At 73.5% G+C, this 16359-nt stretch carries 16 protein-coding genes; 9 read left to right on the forward strand and 7 right to left on the reverse strand.

Annotated features, from left to right (window positions below; translation table 11 throughout):
- Positions 1 to 104: 104 nt before the first annotated feature.
- From alc to EDD39_RS28540, 5 genes are all read right to left on the reverse strand, one after another.
- The gene (gene alc / locus EDD39_RS28520) at positions 105 to 1253 is read right to left on the reverse strand and encodes an allantoicase (RefSeq protein WP_123561577.1); all 1149 of its coding nucleotides are present in this window, start codon (positions 1251 to 1253) and stop codon (positions 105 to 107) included.
- A gap of 29 nt (positions 1254 to 1282) precedes the next feature.
- The gene (allB, locus tag EDD39_RS28525) at positions 1283 to 2638 is read right to left on the reverse strand and encodes an allantoinase AllB (RefSeq protein WP_123561579.1); all 1356 of its coding nucleotides are present in this window, start codon (positions 2636 to 2638) and stop codon (positions 1283 to 1285) included.
- Positions 2639 to 2751: 113 nt separating this feature from the next.
- Positions 2752 to 3876, reverse strand: a complete 1125-nt coding sequence (locus EDD39_RS28530) for a glycerate kinase (RefSeq protein WP_123561581.1) — start codon at positions 3874 to 3876, stop codon at positions 2752 to 2754.
- Between the two features lie 338 nt (positions 3877 to 4214).
- Positions 4215 to 5102: a 2-hydroxy-3-oxopropionate reductase gene (locus tag EDD39_RS28535; RefSeq protein WP_030460521.1), complete on the reverse strand. Its 888-nt coding sequence runs from the start codon at positions 5100 to 5102 to the stop codon at positions 4215 to 4217.
- Between the two features lie 69 nt (positions 5103 to 5171).
- On the reverse strand, positions 5172 to 6017 hold the full coding sequence (locus EDD39_RS28540; RefSeq protein WP_123561583.1) for a TIM barrel protein: 846 nt from the start codon (positions 6015 to 6017) through the stop codon (positions 5172 to 5174).
- Between the two features lie 134 nt (positions 6018 to 6151).
- On the opposite strand from EDD39_RS28540, the gene EDD39_RS28545 reads away from it, so the two are divergent.
- The 8 genes from EDD39_RS28545 (at position 6152) to EDD39_RS28580 (ending at position 13435) form a co-directional block, all read left to right on the forward strand.
- Positions 6152 to 7441: an RNA-guided endonuclease InsQ/TnpB family protein gene (locus EDD39_RS28545; RefSeq protein ID WP_123561586.1), complete on the forward strand. Its 1290-nt coding sequence runs from the start codon at positions 6152 to 6154 to the stop codon at positions 7439 to 7441.
- A 378-nt stretch (positions 7442 to 7819) separates the two neighbouring features.
- On the forward strand, positions 7820 to 8116 hold the full coding sequence (locus tag EDD39_RS28550; RefSeq protein ID WP_244257336.1) for a thiamine-binding protein: 297 nt from the start codon (positions 7820 to 7822) through the stop codon (positions 8114 to 8116).
- Positions 8113 to 8484: a helix-turn-helix domain-containing protein gene (locus tag EDD39_RS28555; RefSeq protein WP_123561589.1), complete on the forward strand. Its 372-nt coding sequence runs from the start codon at positions 8113 to 8115 to the stop codon at positions 8482 to 8484. The genes EDD39_RS28550 and EDD39_RS28555 overlap by 4 nt, the downstream gene beginning before the upstream one ends.
- 152 nt (positions 8485 to 8636) lie before the next feature.
- Positions 8637 to 9143 carry a 2-oxo-4-hydroxy-4-carboxy-5-ureidoimidazoline decarboxylase gene (gene uraD / locus EDD39_RS28560; protein ID WP_123561591.1) on the forward strand — a complete coding sequence of 169 codons (507 nt, stop codon included), beginning with the start codon at positions 8637 to 8639 and terminating at the stop codon, positions 9141 to 9143.
- 46 nt (positions 9144 to 9189) lie between these two features.
- Positions 9190 to 9522 (forward strand): hydroxyisourate hydrolase, encoded by a 333-nt coding sequence (gene uraH, locus EDD39_RS28565; protein WP_030460516.1) that lies wholly within the window; start codon positions 9190 to 9192, stop codon positions 9520 to 9522.
- 31 nt (positions 9523 to 9553) lie between these two features.
- Positions 9554 to 10474 (forward strand): factor-independent urate hydroxylase, encoded by a 921-nt coding sequence (pucL, locus tag EDD39_RS28570; RefSeq protein ID WP_123561593.1) that lies wholly within the window; start codon positions 9554 to 9556, stop codon positions 10472 to 10474.
- Positions 10475 to 10685: 211 nt separating this feature from the next.
- Positions 10686 to 12092 carry a nucleobase:cation symporter-2 family protein gene (locus EDD39_RS28575; protein ID WP_123561595.1) on the forward strand — a complete coding sequence of 469 codons (1407 nt, stop codon included), beginning with the start codon at positions 10686 to 10688 and terminating at the stop codon, positions 12090 to 12092.
- Positions 12053 to 13435, forward strand: coding sequence for an 8-oxoguanine deaminase (locus tag EDD39_RS28580; RefSeq protein WP_123561597.1), 1383 nt, complete (start codon positions 12053 to 12055; stop codon positions 13433 to 13435). Before EDD39_RS28575 ends, EDD39_RS28580 begins: the two co-directional genes overlap by 40 nt.
- 105 nt (positions 13436 to 13540) lie before the next feature.
- Here the strand turns inward: EDD39_RS28580 and EDD39_RS28585 are convergent, their stop codons facing one another.
- Positions 13541 to 14776 carry an MFS transporter gene (locus tag EDD39_RS28585; RefSeq protein WP_123561598.1) on the reverse strand — a complete coding sequence of 412 codons (1236 nt, stop codon included), beginning with the start codon at positions 14774 to 14776 and terminating at the stop codon, positions 13541 to 13543.
- Positions 14777 to 14832: 56 nt separating this feature from the next.
- Between EDD39_RS28585 and EDD39_RS28590 the strand changes: the two genes are divergently transcribed.
- The gene (locus EDD39_RS28590; protein ID WP_123561600.1) at positions 14833 to 15834 is read left to right on the forward strand and encodes an ArsR/SmtB family transcription factor; all 1002 of its coding nucleotides are present in this window, start codon (positions 14833 to 14835) and stop codon (positions 15832 to 15834) included.
- 126 nt (positions 15835 to 15960) lie between these two features.
- On the opposite strand, the gene EDD39_RS28595 is transcribed toward EDD39_RS28590, so the two are convergent.
- Entirely contained in the window at positions 15961 to 16347 is a 387-nt protein-coding gene (locus tag EDD39_RS28595) for an allophanate hydrolase-related protein (RefSeq protein ID WP_123561602.1), read from the reverse strand.
- Between the last annotated feature and the right edge of the window lie 12 nt (positions 16348 to 16359).

The raw sequence follows: 16359 nt of genomic DNA on the forward strand, positions 1-16359 counted from the left end.
GGTGATCCTTCTCGGGCGTGCAGAGAACAGGAGGAGTGCGGGGGTGGTGCGCCGTCGGCGCGAGCAGTGGCGCGCCGACGGCGCGGGGGGGGGGTGACGCGCCGTCAGTGCGCGTACAGCGGCCGGATGGCCGTCGCGTCGGCGAGCGGGCGGGCCTCGGCGAGGTCGTCGGCGAGGCCGACCGCGGCGAGCGCCTCGCGGGCCTCCCGCGCGGGGAGCGCGTTGAACCAGCGCAGCGCGAGGGCGTCCTGGCCGGCGGGGGTGAGGCGGCCGGTGAGGCGCAGGCGGGCGAGGCCGCCGTCGGGGTAGACGTTGATCCGGACGTGGGTGACGGGGGTGCCCGCGGGGAGCCGGAAGCGGTGGCGGGTGTCGGGCTGCAGGCGGGTGCGCGGCAGCAGGACGGTCTCCCCCTCCCCGTCGGTGCCGACCAGTTCGGCCCAGCCGGGGGCGTTGGCGACGAAGCAGGAGGTGTCCACCTCCGCCGCCAGGACCTCGCCGCCCCCGGCCAGGGCGATCTGCACCCAGTCGTTGGCCTTGTCGCGCCGACGCCGGGTCTCCCAGCCGTCGCCCATGACGGTGGCGCGACCGGGAGCGTTCAGGTTGTGCGGGGAGGAGAAGTAGCGGTCCGAGGCGGCCTCGGCGACGCCGCCGTGCTCCTGGGCGGCCAGGTCGAAGGTGAGGCCGGCCAGGTCGCGCGGGTCGGGCAGCACCTCGCCGTGCACCCGGAGCCTGGCGACGCCGCCGTCGGGCCAGATGTTCAGGCGGACGTGGGTCCAGCGGGTCGGGTCGTCGACCGGGAACAGGTGCGCGGTGTCGCCCTTGAGCGCGGTGCGCGGGACCAGGTCGGTCCACTCGGCGGCGGCCAGCTCCTCGGGCGAGGGGTGGCCGGGTACGGACGCGGCCTGCACGGACGCGGTCTCGGGGTAGTTGCCGGTGAAGTGCGCGGTGTCGACGACCACGCCGCGGATCCGGCCCGCGACGCCGAGCCGGACGACCGCCCAGTCGTGGTCCTCGTCGGTGGGGTGCGGCTGCTCGGCGCTCGCGCCGCGGCGGCGGCGGGACTCCCAGCCGTCCATGATCTGGCCCTTGTGGCCGAAGGTGTGCGGGCGGAACTCGGCGGGCTGGGCGACCAGCAGGTTCTCGGCGTCCGCGAAGGTGTCCTCGTTGGTGGCGACCACGCCCGCGCCGAGCAGCCGGGAGGCCAGGTCGACCAGCTCGGTGAACGGCGCGTTCGAGGTCAGGTCAGTACTCAACTGGTGCTCCTTCTATCGGCGTTGGACTGTCAGGGTCGGGTGATCTGTCGGCCGTGCGGGGCGCCTTCGGGGTCGACGGTCCGTCCCCGCAGCCAGGTGTGCCGGACCAGACCGGTGAGGGTGCGGCCCGCGTAGGGGGTGACCGGGTTCTTGTGGTGGAGGCGTTCGGCGCGGACGGTGAGTTCGCCGTCCGGGTCGAAGGCCACCAGGTCGGCGTCGTACCCGGGCGCGATGGCGCCCTTGGTGCCGGTCAGGCCGACCAGTGCGGCGGGTCCGGCGGCCATCCAGCGGACCACGTCCGCCAGGGTGTGGCCGCGGCGGCGGGCCTCGGTCCAGACGGCGGGCAGGCCGAGCTGGAGCGAGGCGATGCCGCCCCAGGCGGCGGCGAAGTCGCCGCTGCCGCCGTGCCGGGTGAGGAGTTTGAGGTCGGGGGTGGAGGGCGAGTGGTCGGAGACCACGGCGGTGAACTCGCCGTCCGCGAGGGCCTGCCAGAGCAGGTCGCGGTTGGACTCGTCGCGGATCGGCGGGCAGCACTTGAAGGCGGTGTCCCCGTCGGGGACCTCCTCGGCGGCCAGCGTCAGGTAGTGCGGGCAGGTCTCGGCGGTGACGTCGACGCCGTCGGCGCGGGCCTGCCGCAGCAGCGGCAGCACGGCGGCGGAGGAGACGTGCAGGACGTGCACCCGGGCGCCGGTGCGGCGGGCGGCGGCCAGCAGGGCGGCGACCGCGGCGGCCTCGGCGCCGTCCGGGCGGGAGGCCAGGAAGTCGCGGTAGTGGGTGCCGGGGACCTGCGGGGCGGCGGCCAGCACCGCCGGGTCCTCGGCGTGGATGATCGCCAGCGCGCCGATCCGGGCCTGCTCGGCGAGCGCCGCCTCCAGGTCGGCGGGGGTGGCCAGGTGCGGGAACTCGTCCACCCCGGACGGGGCGAGGAAGGACTTGAAGCCGAACACGCCGGCGCGGTGCAGGGGTTCGAGGTCGGCGGTGTTGCCGGGGACGGCGCCGCCCCAGAAGCCCAGGTCGACCCAGGTCTGGCCGTCGGCGGTCTTCCGCTTGGCGGCCAGGCCCTCGACCGTGGTGGTCGGCGGGATCGAGTTGAGCGGCATGTCGACGACCGTGGTGACGCCGCCGGCCGCGGCGGCCCTGGTCGCGGAGGCGAAGCCCTCCCAGTCGGTGCGGCCGGGCTCGTTGACGTGCACGTGGGTGTCGACCAGGCCGGGCAGCAGCGCGGTGTCGCCGAGGTCGGTGAGCTGCCGGTCGCCGGCGAGCAGGGTGCCGTGCGGGGCGACCTGTTCGATCTTTCCGGCCCGCAGCAGCACGTCGGCGGGGCGCTCGCCGTCCGGCAGGACCACCCGCCGGGAGCGGATCACCGCGGTGTCGCCGATGGACATGAGGGGACCTCCGAGCGTCGTGAACAGCGAGGGTGGGTCGAAGGAGTGGTGGGAGCCTAGGCTCGCCTTCAACAAAACGTCAATGTGTGAACGTACGAGAATTCAACAAACCGTCAGGCCAGCAGCGCGGCCGCCAGCCGCTCCCCCGCGAGCTCCGCGAGCTCGCCCGCCCGGGCCATCGACTCCGCCGGATCGCCCGCCAGGTCGGCCAGCGCCAGCGCCGACACGAAGCCCGCCGCCCGCCACTCCCGCTCCGCCAGCTCCAGCCGCCCGGCCACCGCCGCGACCGGCACCCCGGCCCGGGCCGCCGCCGCGGCCACCCCCGCCGGGGCCTTGCCGTGCAGGGTCTGCTCGTCCAGGCAGCCCTCGCCGGTCACCACCAGGCGCGCCCCGCGCACCGCCCGCTCGAAGCCCAGCAGCTCCAGCAGCAGCTCGATGCCGGGCCGCATGGTCGCCCCCAGCAGCGCCAGGGCGGCGAAACCCACCCCGCCGGCCGCGCCCGCGCCCGCCGCGCCCCGGACCTCACGGCCCGTCAGGTCGGCGACCGCGTCCGCCCAGCGGGTCAGCCCCTCCTCCAGCACCACCAGGTCGGCGGCGTCCGCGCCCTTCTGCGGGCCGTACACGGCGGCCGCGCCGCGCGGGCCCAGCAGCGGGTTGTCCACGTCGCACGCGACGATCACCTCCACCCCGCGCAGCCGCTCCGCGAGCGGGCCCGGCTCCACCCGGGCCAGCCGGCGCAGCGCGGCCCCGCCGGGCGGCAGCAGGGCGCCGTCCGCGTCGTACAGCCCGACGCCCAGCGCCTGCACCATGCCCGCACCGCCGTCGGTGCAGGCGCTGCCGCCCAGGCCCAGCACCACCCGGGACGCCCCGAGCGAGACCGCCTTGGCGATCAGCTGGCCCACCCCGTACGAGCCCGCCGCCAGCGGCGCGGTCCGGCCGCCGGGCAGCCGGGCCAGGCCGGAGGACTGCGCCAGCTCGACCACCGCGGTCTCGCCCTTCACGGCCAGCCCCGCGACCACCGGCAGGCCGGTCGGCCCGGCGACCTTCACCTCGACCCGGGAGAAGCCCGCCGCGAGCGCCGCCGCGAGCGTCCCCTCGCCGCCGTCGGCCACCGGCAGCTCCCGCACGTCGAGGCCGGGCACCACCCGCCGGATCCCGGCGGCGATCCGCGCGGCGACCTCGGCGCCCTCCAGCGACCCCTTGAACTTGTCGGGGGCGACGACCACATGACCTCGCACGGCGGACCGGCCTTTCACGGGGAGGAACTGTCAGGGAGCTGGGGGATGCGGGAGCGGGGCCCGGGGCGGCCGGCGGTTCGCCGCCGGTCGTCCCGGGGCGGCCGGCGGTTCGCCGCCGGTGCGCGCCGTCCCCCGGACCCCTGGTGAGGAGTCTCCCTCCCCGCCGACCTCCCGTCCCGCTTCCGACGTGCGGGAGGCTCCCCTCGGCGGGGAGGGGGTGGTGCCCCCCTGGCGACGCGGGCGCGACCGGACAGGTACACGCCGCCAGGGGGAGTCCGTTGTTCGGCCTCCGGCGGCCCGGCCTCCAGTGGCCCGGCCCCCGGCTGCCGGCCCGTCGGCTACTTGACCTCGCGGCCGGAGAGCCGCTCGACGCCGCGCAGCAGGGCGGAGTGGTCGAGCGAGCCGTCGCCGTTGGCGCGGGCGGAGGCGACGAGCTGGGCGGCGACCGCGCCGAGCGGGAGCGCGGCGCCGACGGCGCGGGCGGCGTCGGTGACGATGCCCATGTCCTTGTGGTGGAGGTCGATCCGGAAGCCGGGGGCGAACTCGCGGGCGAGCATGTTGCCCTTCTTGCGGTTCAGCACGGTGGAGCCGGCCAGTCCGCCGCCGAGCACGTCGAGGGCGGCGGCGAGGTCGACGCCGGCGTTCTCCAGGAACACCACGGCCTCGGCCAGCACCTGGATGTTGACGGCGACGATCAGCTGGTTGGCCGCCTTGACGGTCTGGCCGGCGCCGGCCGGGCCGACGTGCACGACGGTGGTGCCGAGCGCGTCGAACAGCGGCTTCGCCTCGGCGAAGTCGGCGGCCTCGCCGCCGACCATGATGGAGAGCACGGCCTCGACCGCGCCGGCCTCGCCGCCGGAGACGGGGGCGTCCAGGGTGCGGACGCCGCGGGCCCTGGCGGCGGCCTCGACCTTGATCGAGGTCTGCGGGGTGATGCTGGACATGTCGATGACCAGGGTGCCGGCCTTGACGTTCTCCAGGACGCCGCCCTCGCCGAGGACGGCCTGCTCGACGTGCGGGTCGGCGGGGACCATGGTGATGACGACCTCGGCGTCGGCGACGGCCTCGGCGATCGAGGCGGCACCGTGGCCGCCGGCCGCGACCAGGGCGTCGATGGGCTCCTGGGTGAGGTTGTAGCCGGTGACGTGGTGGCCGGCCTTGACCAGGTTGACGGCCATGGGCTTGCCCATGATGCCGAGGCCGATGAAGGCGATCTTGCGGCTCATCGCGTGCGGGTCCTTACGTGTGAGGGTCTTGCGGAAAGGGGGGAGCGCGCGGGGCTCAGCGCCCGGGGCTCAGCGCGCGGCGCGCAGTTCGCGCGGCAGCCAGTCGAAGCTCTCGGCGCTGACGCCGCCGGCCGGGCGGTACTCGAGGCCGATGCGGCCCCGGTAGCCGGCCGCGGTGAGGCGGGCGAACAGGTCCTCGAAGTCGAGTTCGCCGGTGCCGGGTTCGTTGCGGCCGGGGGTGTCGGCGATCTGCACGTGGCCGATCCGGTCGGCGTAGGCGTCGATGACGGCGGCCGGGTCCTCGCCGTTGCGGGCGAGGTGGTAGAGGTCGCAGAGGAACTTGGCGTTGCCGAGGCCGGTGGCGGCGTTGACCTTGTCGACGACGTCGACCGCGGCGGCGGCGGTGACCAGCGGGTAGTCCGGGGACTCCGCCTTGTTGAGGGTCTCGACCAGCAGGACCGCGCCGACGGAGTGGGCGGCCCGGGCGGCGAGGGTGAGGTTCTCCAGCGCGAGGGCGTCCTGTTCGGCGGGGTCGGCCTCGGGGACGCGGTTGCCGTAGAGGGCGTTGAGCGCGCCGGTGCCGAGGCGTTCGGCGAGGGCGGTGGCGACCGGGATGTTCTCCCGGAAGCGCTCGCTCTCGGCCGGGACGGAGAGCGTGCCGCGGGCGCCGCGGGTCAGGTCGTCGACGAAGTTGAGGCCGGTGAGCTGGACGCCCGCCGCCTCGAACGCGCCTGCCAGGGCGTCGAGTTCGGCGTTGCCGGGGGCGTGGTCCTCGCCGAACGGCCACCAGAGCTCGGCGGCGGTGAAGCCGGCCGCGGCCGCGGCGGCGGGCCGCTCCAGCAGCGGCAGTTCGCCGAACAGGATGGACAGGTTGACCGTGAAGCGGTGCTGGGCGGCAGCGGTCACGTCGTTCACCTTTGTTCTCCCAGGATGTCCCCGGCTTCAGCCGGGGGAGAAATTGGTCCTTGGCCCGGAGCCGCAAAGCGGCGGAGTGATCTTCGAAGGTACTGACGTGAGCTGTTGTCAGTGCCTGTCGGTAGATTGATCCCGTGTACCTTCGGTACTCCTATCGCATCTATCCGACAGCGGGTCAGCGTCAAGCGCTGGCCCGTACGTTCGGCTGTGCTCGGGTGGTGTACAACGATGCTCTGGCCGCGAGGAAGGAAGCCCGCAAGGCGGGGCTGCCGTTCCCGAAAGCCGGAGATCTGCAGAAGCAGGTCATCACCGCGGCGAAGCGCACCGCCGAGCGGGCATGGCTCGCGTCGGTGGGTGTCGATCCGCTGATCCAGTCCATCCGTGACCTGGACAGCGCGTACCGGAACTTCTTCGAGTCGGTATCGGGCAAACGAGCCGGCCGCAAGGTCGGGCTGCCCCGGTTCAAGTCCCGCAAGGACACCCGGCAGTCGCTGCGGTTCACCCGCAACGGGTTCCGCATCCGGGGTAATGGCAAGCTGAACCTGGCGAAGATCGGCGATGTGCGGGTGAAGTGGTCGCGGGCGCTGCCCGCAGACCCGTCGTCGGTGACGCTGGTCCTCGAACCGTCGGGCCGCTACCACGTCAGCTTCGTCGTGGACGTGGAACCCGATGTGCTGCCCGAGTCGGACACCGAGGTCGGCATCGACCTCGGCCTGACCACCTACGCCGTCATGTCCGACGGAACGGTGATCGACAACCCGCGCTTCCTGCGCAAGGCCGAGAAGCGGCTCAAAGCCGCGCAGCGGGAACTGTCGCGCAAGGCCGAGGGCGGCAAGAACCGGGCGAAGGCCCGGCGCAAGGTCGCCAGGGCGCACGCCAAGGTGGCCGACACCCGCAACAACTGGCTGCACCAGCAGACGACCAGGATCATCCGCGAGACTCAAGCGGTGTACCTGGAAGACCTGAACGTGCGCGGCCTGGGACGGACGCGCCTGGCGAAGTCCGTGCACGACGCCGGATGGTCCACGTTCCGGCGCATGCTCGTGGAGAAAGCCGCCCGCTACGGCCGCCACGTCGGCATCATCGGCCGGTACGAGCCCACCAGCCAGGTGTGCTCGACCTGCGGGGTCCCGGACGGGCCCAAGCCTCTCGCCGTGCGCGACTGGATCTGCGAGGCGTGCGGTGTGCTGCATGACCGTGACCTCAATGCTGCTCGGAACATCCTGGCCGCCGGACGGGCGGACAGGCTAAACGCCTGCGGAGGGCCGGTAAGACCCGGCGTGGCAATCCCACACAGGGCACAGCCCGTTGAAACAGGAACCCACCGGAACGCCGACGGATCAGGGCGCAAGCCCCGTGCCGAAGGCGCGGCCGGAATCCCCGCGCTTCAGCGTGGGGAGGATGTCAACTCAATCGCTCTCTGACCGCGGGCGACGCCCGCCAGACAACTTCCACGATCCGGAAGCTGGATTTTGCTTGATGGAAGCTTCTCCGCCGCCCGGCCGGACTGTCAAGGACGCCGCAACAATTTGTTGAAGCAGCCGAACTCCCGGCCGCCCGTCCCGGCGGCACTGTCCGATCGACCAGACCGGGTGGGTCGATAAGACCGACCGACACATGGAGGGTGGGGGAAGAAGGGGGCACCTCCCGGCCGAAGGCTGGGGGAGGGTCGAGGGCCGAGTCCGGGCGGTGCCGACGAGGGAGCCGTGGCGGAGCCACGGCGACCGAGGAGAAGCCGTCCGGGCGAGAGCCATCGGCCCGCGACGCCGCCCTCCATGTGCCGGTCGGTCTAAGGTGGGCGGGTGCGATTGATGGTGGAGTTCACGACAGAGCCGTTCGAACTGGACGGGTTCCCCGAGCACGCCAAGGCCGCGCGCCGGGTGGTGGACGAGGCGGGTCTCGCCGTCTCGGTCGGGCCGTTCGGCACCAGCGCCGAGGGCGACGCCGAGCCGGCCCTGGCCGCCGTCACCCGGCTGCTGCGGGAGACCCTGGCGGCGGGGGCGAGCCGGATCTCGGTCCAGGTCAGCGTGCTGGACGAGCGGCCCGGGACGCCCGGGACGCCCGGGCCGGAAGGATCCGAAGGAGGGGATAAGCAGTGAGCGACGCCCTGAACCACCCGCTCACCGCCGCCCTGCGGCCACTGCTGGACGCGGTCGGCGCGACCGCGGTCGCGCCGACCGAGGCCCGCGCGGAGGACGTCGTCCTGGAGTGGGACGGCGCGCCGGCCCTGGCGGTGCGGCTGCCGCACCTGAGCAGTGCGCTGGACCGGCTGCTGGCCGAGATGGTCCGGCAGTTCGACGGGCGGCCGCTGACCGAGCTGGACCGCGCGGACAAGCAGCGGGTCGTCGCCCTGCTGGAGGAGCGCGGCGCGTTCACCGTCCGCCACGGGGTGGAGACGGTCGCGTCGGCGCTCGGGGTCAGCCGGTTCACCGTGTACAACTACCTGAACCGGCAGGAGAAGGACTGACCCGCCGGGCCCCGTCTTGGCGGATCGCACACGGCGCCGGGTCGCGGACCCGGCGCCGTGTGCTGTCAGCACAAACAGTTCAACAAAGTGTTGACGGCCTGTTGCGGCCCATCTAGCTTGTGCGGGTGGCACCAACCCTCAGGAGGTCCACCGTGACCCAGCCACCCCCTGCCCTCCCGGCCCTGGCCGCCACCGGCGCGTCCGGGCTGCGGGAGATCCTGCTGGAGGTCTGCTCCAGCCCCACCTGGGCCGCCGCCGTCGCGGCGTCCCGCCCCTGGCACGACCGCGCCGAGCTGTCCGCCGCCAACGCGAAGGCGATGGCGGAGCTCTCCGCGGACGACCTGCGCGACGCGATGGCCGGGCACGCCCGGATCGGCACCCCGAAGGCCGGCGACGCCACCTCCGAGCGCGAGCAGGCCGGCATCCGGGGCACCGCCCCGGCCGTGCTGGACGAACTGCGCGCGGCCAACGCCGCCTACGAGGCGAAGTTCGGCCACGTGTTCCTGATCTGCGCGACCGGCCGCACCGCGGAGGGCATGCTCGCCGCGCTGCGCGAGCGGTACCCGAACGACACCGCCACCGAGGCGGAGAACGTCCGGGAGGAACTGCGCAAGATCAACGAGATTCGCCTCGATCAACTGCTTGACGTCAAGCAATGAATTGACGGACAGTCACTTCCTGCCATTCAGTGAGGTCTTCCCCACCATGACCGGCATCTCCACGCATGTGCTCGACACCAGCCTCGGCCGTCCGGCCGAGGGCGTTCCGGTCGAGCTGGCACTGCACACCGAGGGTGGCTGGCAGGTGCTCGGCACCTCCGCCACGGACTCCGACGGCCGGGTCAAGGACCTGCCGGCCGCGGAGGCGGGCTCGGTCGTCCGGCTGCTGTTCGACACCGCGGCGTACTACGCGGGGTCGGCCGAGCAGCCGTTCTTCCCCGAGGTCTCGATCGTCTTCACGGTCGCGCCCGCGCAGCACCACTACCACGTGCCGTTGCTGCTCAACCCGTTCGGCTACTCGGTCTACCGCGGAAGCTAGGTAGACCGTCTGGAACCCTAGGAGCCACGTCATGGCCCACGTGCTCGGTCAGAACCAGTACGGCAAGGCGGAGAACCGCATCGTCCGGGTCTACCGCGATTCCACCCGCCACGAGATCAAGGACCTGAACGTCTCGGTCGCGCTGCGCGGCGAGTTCGACGACGTGCACCTCACCGGCTCGAACGCCAACTGCCTGCCCACCGACACCACCAAGAACACCGTGTACGCCTACGCCAAGGAGCACGGCATCGAGTCCGCCGAGGGCTTCGCGGTCCGGCTGGCCCGGCACTTCGTGGACGACACCGAGCGCGGCGTCGTGCACAGCGCCCGGATCCGGGTCGAGGAGTACGGCTGGGAGCGGATCAAGACCCCCGACTCCTCCTCCCGGTTCATCGGCTCCGAGGAGGTCGGCCACTCCTTCGTCCGCAAGGGCCAGGAGGTGCGCACCACCGAGGTGGTGTACGACGGCGACCGGTTCCGGGTGATCTCCGGGCTCAAGGACCTGGTGGTGCTGAACACCACCAACTCGGAGTTCTGGGGCTACATCAAGGACCAGTACACCACCCTCCAGGAGGCGTACGACCGCATCCTGGCCACCCAGGTCACCGCCCGCTGGGCGTTCGGCTTCCACGGCCGCGACGACCAGCCGGAGCCGAACTGGAACCGCTCGTACCAGCAGGTGCGCCGCCACCTGCTGGAGGCGTTCGCCGAGACCTACTCCTACTCGCTGCAGCAGACCCTGCACGCGATGGGCACCCGGGTGCTGAACAACCGCGCCGAGGTGGACGAGGTCCGCCTCGAACTGCCGAACAAGCACCACTTCCTGGTCGACCTGGAGCCGTTCGGACTGAAGAACGACAACGAGGTCTACTTCGCCGCCGACCGGATGTACGGCCTGATCGAGGGCACCGTGCACCGCGAGGGCGTCACCCCGGTCATCCCGGTCGCCTGACGCTCCGCCAACAGCCTTACGCAGCACCGAAGTTCCACTCTCTCCCTCCCCCCACCGTTCGGAGACCGTGCCCGCCCTCACGGCGGCAGTCCCGGGAGCTGGAGAGCAGTCCGGAGGGACTCTGCACCGTCGTCCCGCCCTCCGGCCGATCCACACCCTCTCCAGCGCCCGGGTTGCGCCGAGAGCCTGGGGCAGCAAAGGGGCTACTTCCATGGCACTCCGCACCACCCCCACCACTGACGACGGTTCCACCCCCACCCACCCGGTGGACGAGGTGCTCTCCCCGCCGAAGCTGTTCGGCACCGGGCTGCAGCACGTCGCCGCGATGTACGCCGGCGTGGTCGCTCCACCCCTGATCGTGGGCGCGGGCGTCGGGCTGACCCCCGGCGAACTCGCCCTGCTGATATCGGCCAGCCTGTTCACCGCCGGACTGGCCACCCTGCTGCAGACCCTGGGCGTCTGGCGGATCGGGGCCCGGCTCCCGTTCGTCAACGGCGTCTCGTTCGCCGGCGTCGCACCGATGCTGGCGATCGCCAAGGAGCACGGCCCGAAGGACGCCCTCCCGGTGATCTTCGGCGCGGTGATCGTCGCGGGGGTCCTGTGCTTCCTCGCGGCACCGTACTTCTGCCGGCTCGTCAGGTTCTTCCCGGCGGTCGTGCAGGGCACCGTGATCACCCTGATCGGCGTCTCCCTACTGCCGGTGGCGGTCAACTGGGCGCGCGGCGGCTCGCCGGGCGCGCCCGGCTACGGCTCCGCGAAGGCGGTCGGCCTGGCCGCGTTCACGCTGGCCGCCGTGGTGCTGGGCAACCGGCTGCTGCGGGGCTTCTGGCAGCAGATGTCCCTGCTGATCGGACTGGCCGTCGGCACCGCCGCCGCCTTCCCGCTCGGCCTGGCCGACTTCTCGAAGGTCGGCGAGGCGCAGGTGTTCGCGCTGCCCTCGCCGTTCCACTTCGGCGGGCCGCAGTTCGACGCCGCGGCCATCGTGTCGATGTGCATCGTCATGGTGGTCTCGATGACCGAGTCCACCGCCGACATGCTGGCGCTGGGCCGGATCGTCGACCGCGAGGCGGACGAGCCGACCCTGGCGGCCGGCCTGCGCGCCGACGGCCTGGCCACCGCGGTCAGCCCGGTGTTCAACGGCTTCGCGTGCAGCGCGTTCGCCCAGAACATCGGACTGGTGGCGCTCACCAAGGTCCGCAGCCGGTTCGTGGTCGCGGCCGGCGGCGGGATCCTGGTGCTGCTGGGCCTGTTCCCGGTGCTCGGCTCGGTCGTGTCGCTGGTGCCGCAGCCGGTGCTCGGCGGCGCGGGGATCGTGCTGTTCGGCACGGTCGCGGCGTCCGGCATCCGCACCCTCGCGGAGGCCGGGATGGAGTCGACCTCGCACACCATCCTGGTGTCGGTGTCGCTCGGGGTCGGGATCATCCCGATCGCCGTACCGTCCTTCTACGACGGGTTCCCGGAGGCCGTCCGCACCCTGATGCACTCCGGCATCTCGGCCGGCTGCCTGGCCGCGGTGCTGCTCAACCTGCTGTTCCACCACGTCGGCTCCGCCGGCCGTTCCCTCCAAGGAGTACCCCCATGGCAGTCCAGCCCCCCGCCGCCGACCGGCGGATCGTGATCGAGAACGTCGCGATCGCCACCGTCGACGCCCAGGACACCGAGTACGCCCGCGGCCACGTGGTCGTGCTCGGCAACACCATCGAGTCGGTCGGCGACGGGCCCGCGCCCGCCTGGCTGGACAACGTGGCGCGACGGATCAACGGCGAGGGGCACCTGCTCACCCCCGGGCTGGTCAACACCCACCACCACTTCTACCAGTGGATCACCCGCGGGCTGGCCCAGGACAGCATCCTGTTCGACTGGCTGGTGGCGCTCTACCCGACCTGGGCACGCATCGACGAGGACCTGGTGCACGCCGCCACCCAGGGCTCCGCCGCGGCGCTGCTCAAGTCGGGCTGCACCACCGCCTCCGACCACCACTACGTCTTCCCGCGCGGCGGCGGCGACGTGCTGGGCGCCTCGGTGGCCGGCGTGCAGGAGCTGGGCCTGCGCTTCACCGCGCTGCGCGGCTCGATGGACCGCAGCAAGAAGGACGGCGGCCTGCCGCCGGACCACGCGGTCGAGGACACCGACGAGATCCTCGCCGCCTCCGAGAGCGCCGTCGACAAGTGGCACGACGCCTCGTTCGGCTCGATGCTGCAGGTCGCCATCGCGCCCTGCTCCCCGTTCTCGGTCTCCACCGAACTGATGCGGCAGTCGGCCGAGTTGGCCCGCCGCAAGGGCGTGCGGCTGCACACCCACGGCTCGGAGACCGCCGAGGAGGAGGAGTTCTGCAAGCAGCTGTTCGGGATGGGCCCCACCGACTACTTCGAGTCGACGGGCTGGCTCGGCGAGGACGTGTGGATGGCGCACTGCGTCCACATGAACGACTCCGACATCGCCAAGTTCGCCGAGACCGGCACCGGCGTCGCGCACTGCCCGTCCTCCAACGCCCGCCTGGCGGCCGGCATCGCCCGGGTCCCCGACATGCTGAAGGCGGGCGTCCCGGTCGGCCTCGGCGTGGACGGCACCGCCTCCAACGAGTCCGGCGAGCTGGGCACCGAACTGCGCAACGCCCTGCTGATCAACCGCCTGCACGGCCGCCCCGACGCCCTGACGGTCCGCCAGGCGCTGCGCCTGGGCACCATGGGCGGCGCCCGGGTGCTGGGCCGCCAGCGCGAGATCGGCTCGATCGAGGCCGGCAAGCTCGCCGACCTCGCCCTGTGGAAGGTCGACGGCGTCCTGCACTCCTCGATCGCCGACCCGGTCGCCGCCCTCGTCCTGGGCGCCCTCCCCCCGCTGGCCGCCCTGTTCGTCAACGGCAACGCGGTGGTCGAGAACGGCCGCCTCACCACCGCCGACGAGGACCGCATCGCCCTCGCCGCCGCCCGCGCCGCCCGCGACCTCGCCGCCCGCGGCTGACGCCCCCTCACACTCCGGGGGCCCGCCGCCAGGGACGACGGCGGGCCTCCGGACCCACGGCCCCGGACCCACGGCGAAGGGTCCGGGGCCGACTCCGCGCTCCGCTCACGCCACCGCCGGGCGCACCGCCGCCCCGCGCGCCACCGCCCGGATCGCCAGCCCCGCCGCGGCCAGCAGGGCGCCCAGGACGGCCCAGCCCGCGACGCCGTGGGTGAGGACGGTGGCGGTGACGACCAGCGGGCCGATGACGTGCGAGCCGGCCTGGCCGCTCATGAACACGCCCTGGTACTCGCCGTGCCGGTCCGGGTCGGCCAGGTCGAGGCTGAGCGTCCAGCCGCCCGCGGAGGTGAGCAGTTCGGCGAGGCTGTGCAGCAGCACGCCGGTCAGCACCAGGGCCACCGCGAGGACGGCGCCGTGCCCGGCGGCGGCCGCGTACACCAGGCAGGCCGCGCCCAGCAGGACGCCGCCGCGGGCGCAGGCCCGGGCGGCCGAGCGGAGGTCGGTCACGCCGCGGCCGGCGCGGACCTGGAACAGCACCACGGTCAGGCAGTTGACGATGCCGACCACCGCGACCAGGGCGCGCGGCGCGGCGGTGCGGGTGGCGATCCACAGCGGGATGCCGATCTCCAGCATGGCGAACTGCAGTTCCAGCACGGCGTGCAGGAAGGCCACCAGCAGGTAGCGCCGGTCGGCGAGCGCGGTGCGCGCCCGGCCGGCGCCGGTCCGCCGCCCGGCGGGGACGTCGGCCTCCGGCAGGCCGCGCAGCAGCAGCGAGGTGGCGGCGAAGCTGGCGGCGTCCACGGCCAGCGCGGCGGTGTAGCCCCAGTGGCTGTCCGACTGGAGGGCGAAGACCGCGCCGGTGGAGCCGATCACCAGCCCGGCGTTCATCACCGAGCGCAGCACCGCCCGCGAGCGCACCTGGTCCTCGGCGGGCAGCAGGTGCGCGATCAGCGCGCTGCGCACCACGACCGCGCCGCGTTCCAGCACGGTGGCGGTGACGACGGCGGCGACGAACGGTGCGAAGCCGTCGACGAAGGCGTAGGTGAGGACGGCCAGGCCCTGCAGCGGCCCGAGCAGGTACAGCAGCCGGCGGTGGCCGACCCGGTCGGCGAGCCGTCCGAACGGGACGCCGGCCAGCATCCCGGCGACTCCGGCGGCGGCCAGTCCGGTGGCCAACTGTCCGGCGCTCAGCCCCACTTGGCGGGTGAAGTAGAGGGCGCTGACGGAGTAGTAGAGGCCGTTGCCGACGGTGTTGACGGCGGTCATCACGGCGAGCCGACGCAGGATCGGGTCTGCGGGCAGGAGGGAGCGGCGCCCGGCGGGCGCGGCGGCGGCGGTCATGCGGGCCAGGACACCAGGGTTCCCGACGGCCGGGAATCCTTTTACCGTTGGGGTCAATGTTCGAGTTCGCCTTCGGCGTGGACGACCTCGCCACCACCTGGATCACCTACTCGCCCCTGCAGGAGGCGGTGTTCAGCCTGCGGGCCCGCCGCCGCCCGGCGGCGTACCCGCACTACCGGCGCTGGACGGCGTCCTGGGAGGCCGAGTACCGGGAGCTGGACTCCGCCCTGCTGGACGCGCTGGTGACGCCCCGGGTCTGGGTGCCGGACTTCCTGACGCCCCGCCCGTCCTCCCGGCGGCCGTCCTTCGAGAGCGAGTTGGCGCTCCTGGCGCGGACCGCGCCGGAGACGGTGGCGAAGGACTTCGCGGCCGCGTACCGGGGCGACGGGGCGCCGCTGCCGGAGGCGGTGGCGTCCCGGCTGGACGATCCGGAGCGGCTGCTGGCGCACTGCACGGCACAGCTGCGCGGGTACTGGGAGCGCTGCCTGCTGCCGCGCTGGTGGCCGCGGGCCCGGGCGGTCCTGGAGGCCGACCTGGCGTACCGGGGGCGGCTGTTCGCGGAGCACGGCGCGGAGGGACTGTTCGCCGAACTCTCCCCTCAACTCTCGTGGAACGCCGGGGTGTTGAGGCTGGACGACCCGGATCCTCGGGTGCGTGCGCTGGGCGGCCGACGCACCCGGGTGGCGGGGCGCGGCCTGGTCCTGCTGCCCACCCTGTGCGGCCGCAGCGCGCACACCGTCATCGACCCGGGCGAGCCGCCGGTGATCAGCTACCCGGCCCGCGGCACGGCGCTGCTGGGCGAGCAGCAGCCGTTCCCCGAAGTGCCGGACGCGCTGGCCGAGTTGATCGGCCCCCCGCGGGCCCGCCTACTCCTGCTGCTGGCCCACCCCGCCACCACCACCGCCCTGGCCCACCGCCTCGGCGTCACCCCGGGCGCCGTCAGCCGCCACCTGTCCGCCCTCACCGCCGCGGGCCTGCTCACCCGCACCCGGGCCGGCCGCAGCGTGCTGTACGCCCGCTCCCCCTTGGGCGCCGCCCTCGCCTCCGGCGGCCGGTGAAGTCCCCGGCCGGTGCGGGGACTTCGCCGCCCGGGTCGCCGCGCCTGCCGGTCCTGTGCACCGGGACGGCTTCGCCCCGGCCCGGACGGCCCCCTGCCCGCACCTGCTTTTTTTCTCGGCGGCCGGTCAGGCCTCGCGGCCCAGGGTCGCCAAGTAGGCGCGCCAGCCGCCGTGTTCGGTGATCTCGCGGTGGGTGCCGCGTTCGAGCTGGCCGCGGGCGAGGACCATCGAGAGGGAGGGGGTGCCGTCGGCCAGCTCGATGACGCCGAGCTCGAGTTCGAGGGGTTCGCCGGGGAGGACGGCGTCCCGGAGGTGTTCCAGCGGGAGGTCGTACAGTTCGCCCTCGATGGCGGTGTCGACGTTCGGGTCGGCGAGCAGGGCGGGGCATTCGTCGCGGATGGAGAAGAAGCGGTAGCCGGGGGCGGTGCTGACCGGGCCGACCAGGTGGCCGTGGACCTTGGCGTGGAAGGGGCCGCCGGTCATCGCCTGGCCGTTGAAGAAGATGCGTGCCATGGTGCTCCTTTC

Origin of the sequence: Kitasatospora cineracea (assembly GCF_003751605.1) — a bacterium.
In the GTDB taxonomy this organism is placed as follows: Bacteria; Actinomycetota; Actinomycetes; order Streptomycetales; family Streptomycetaceae; genus Kitasatospora; species Kitasatospora cineracea.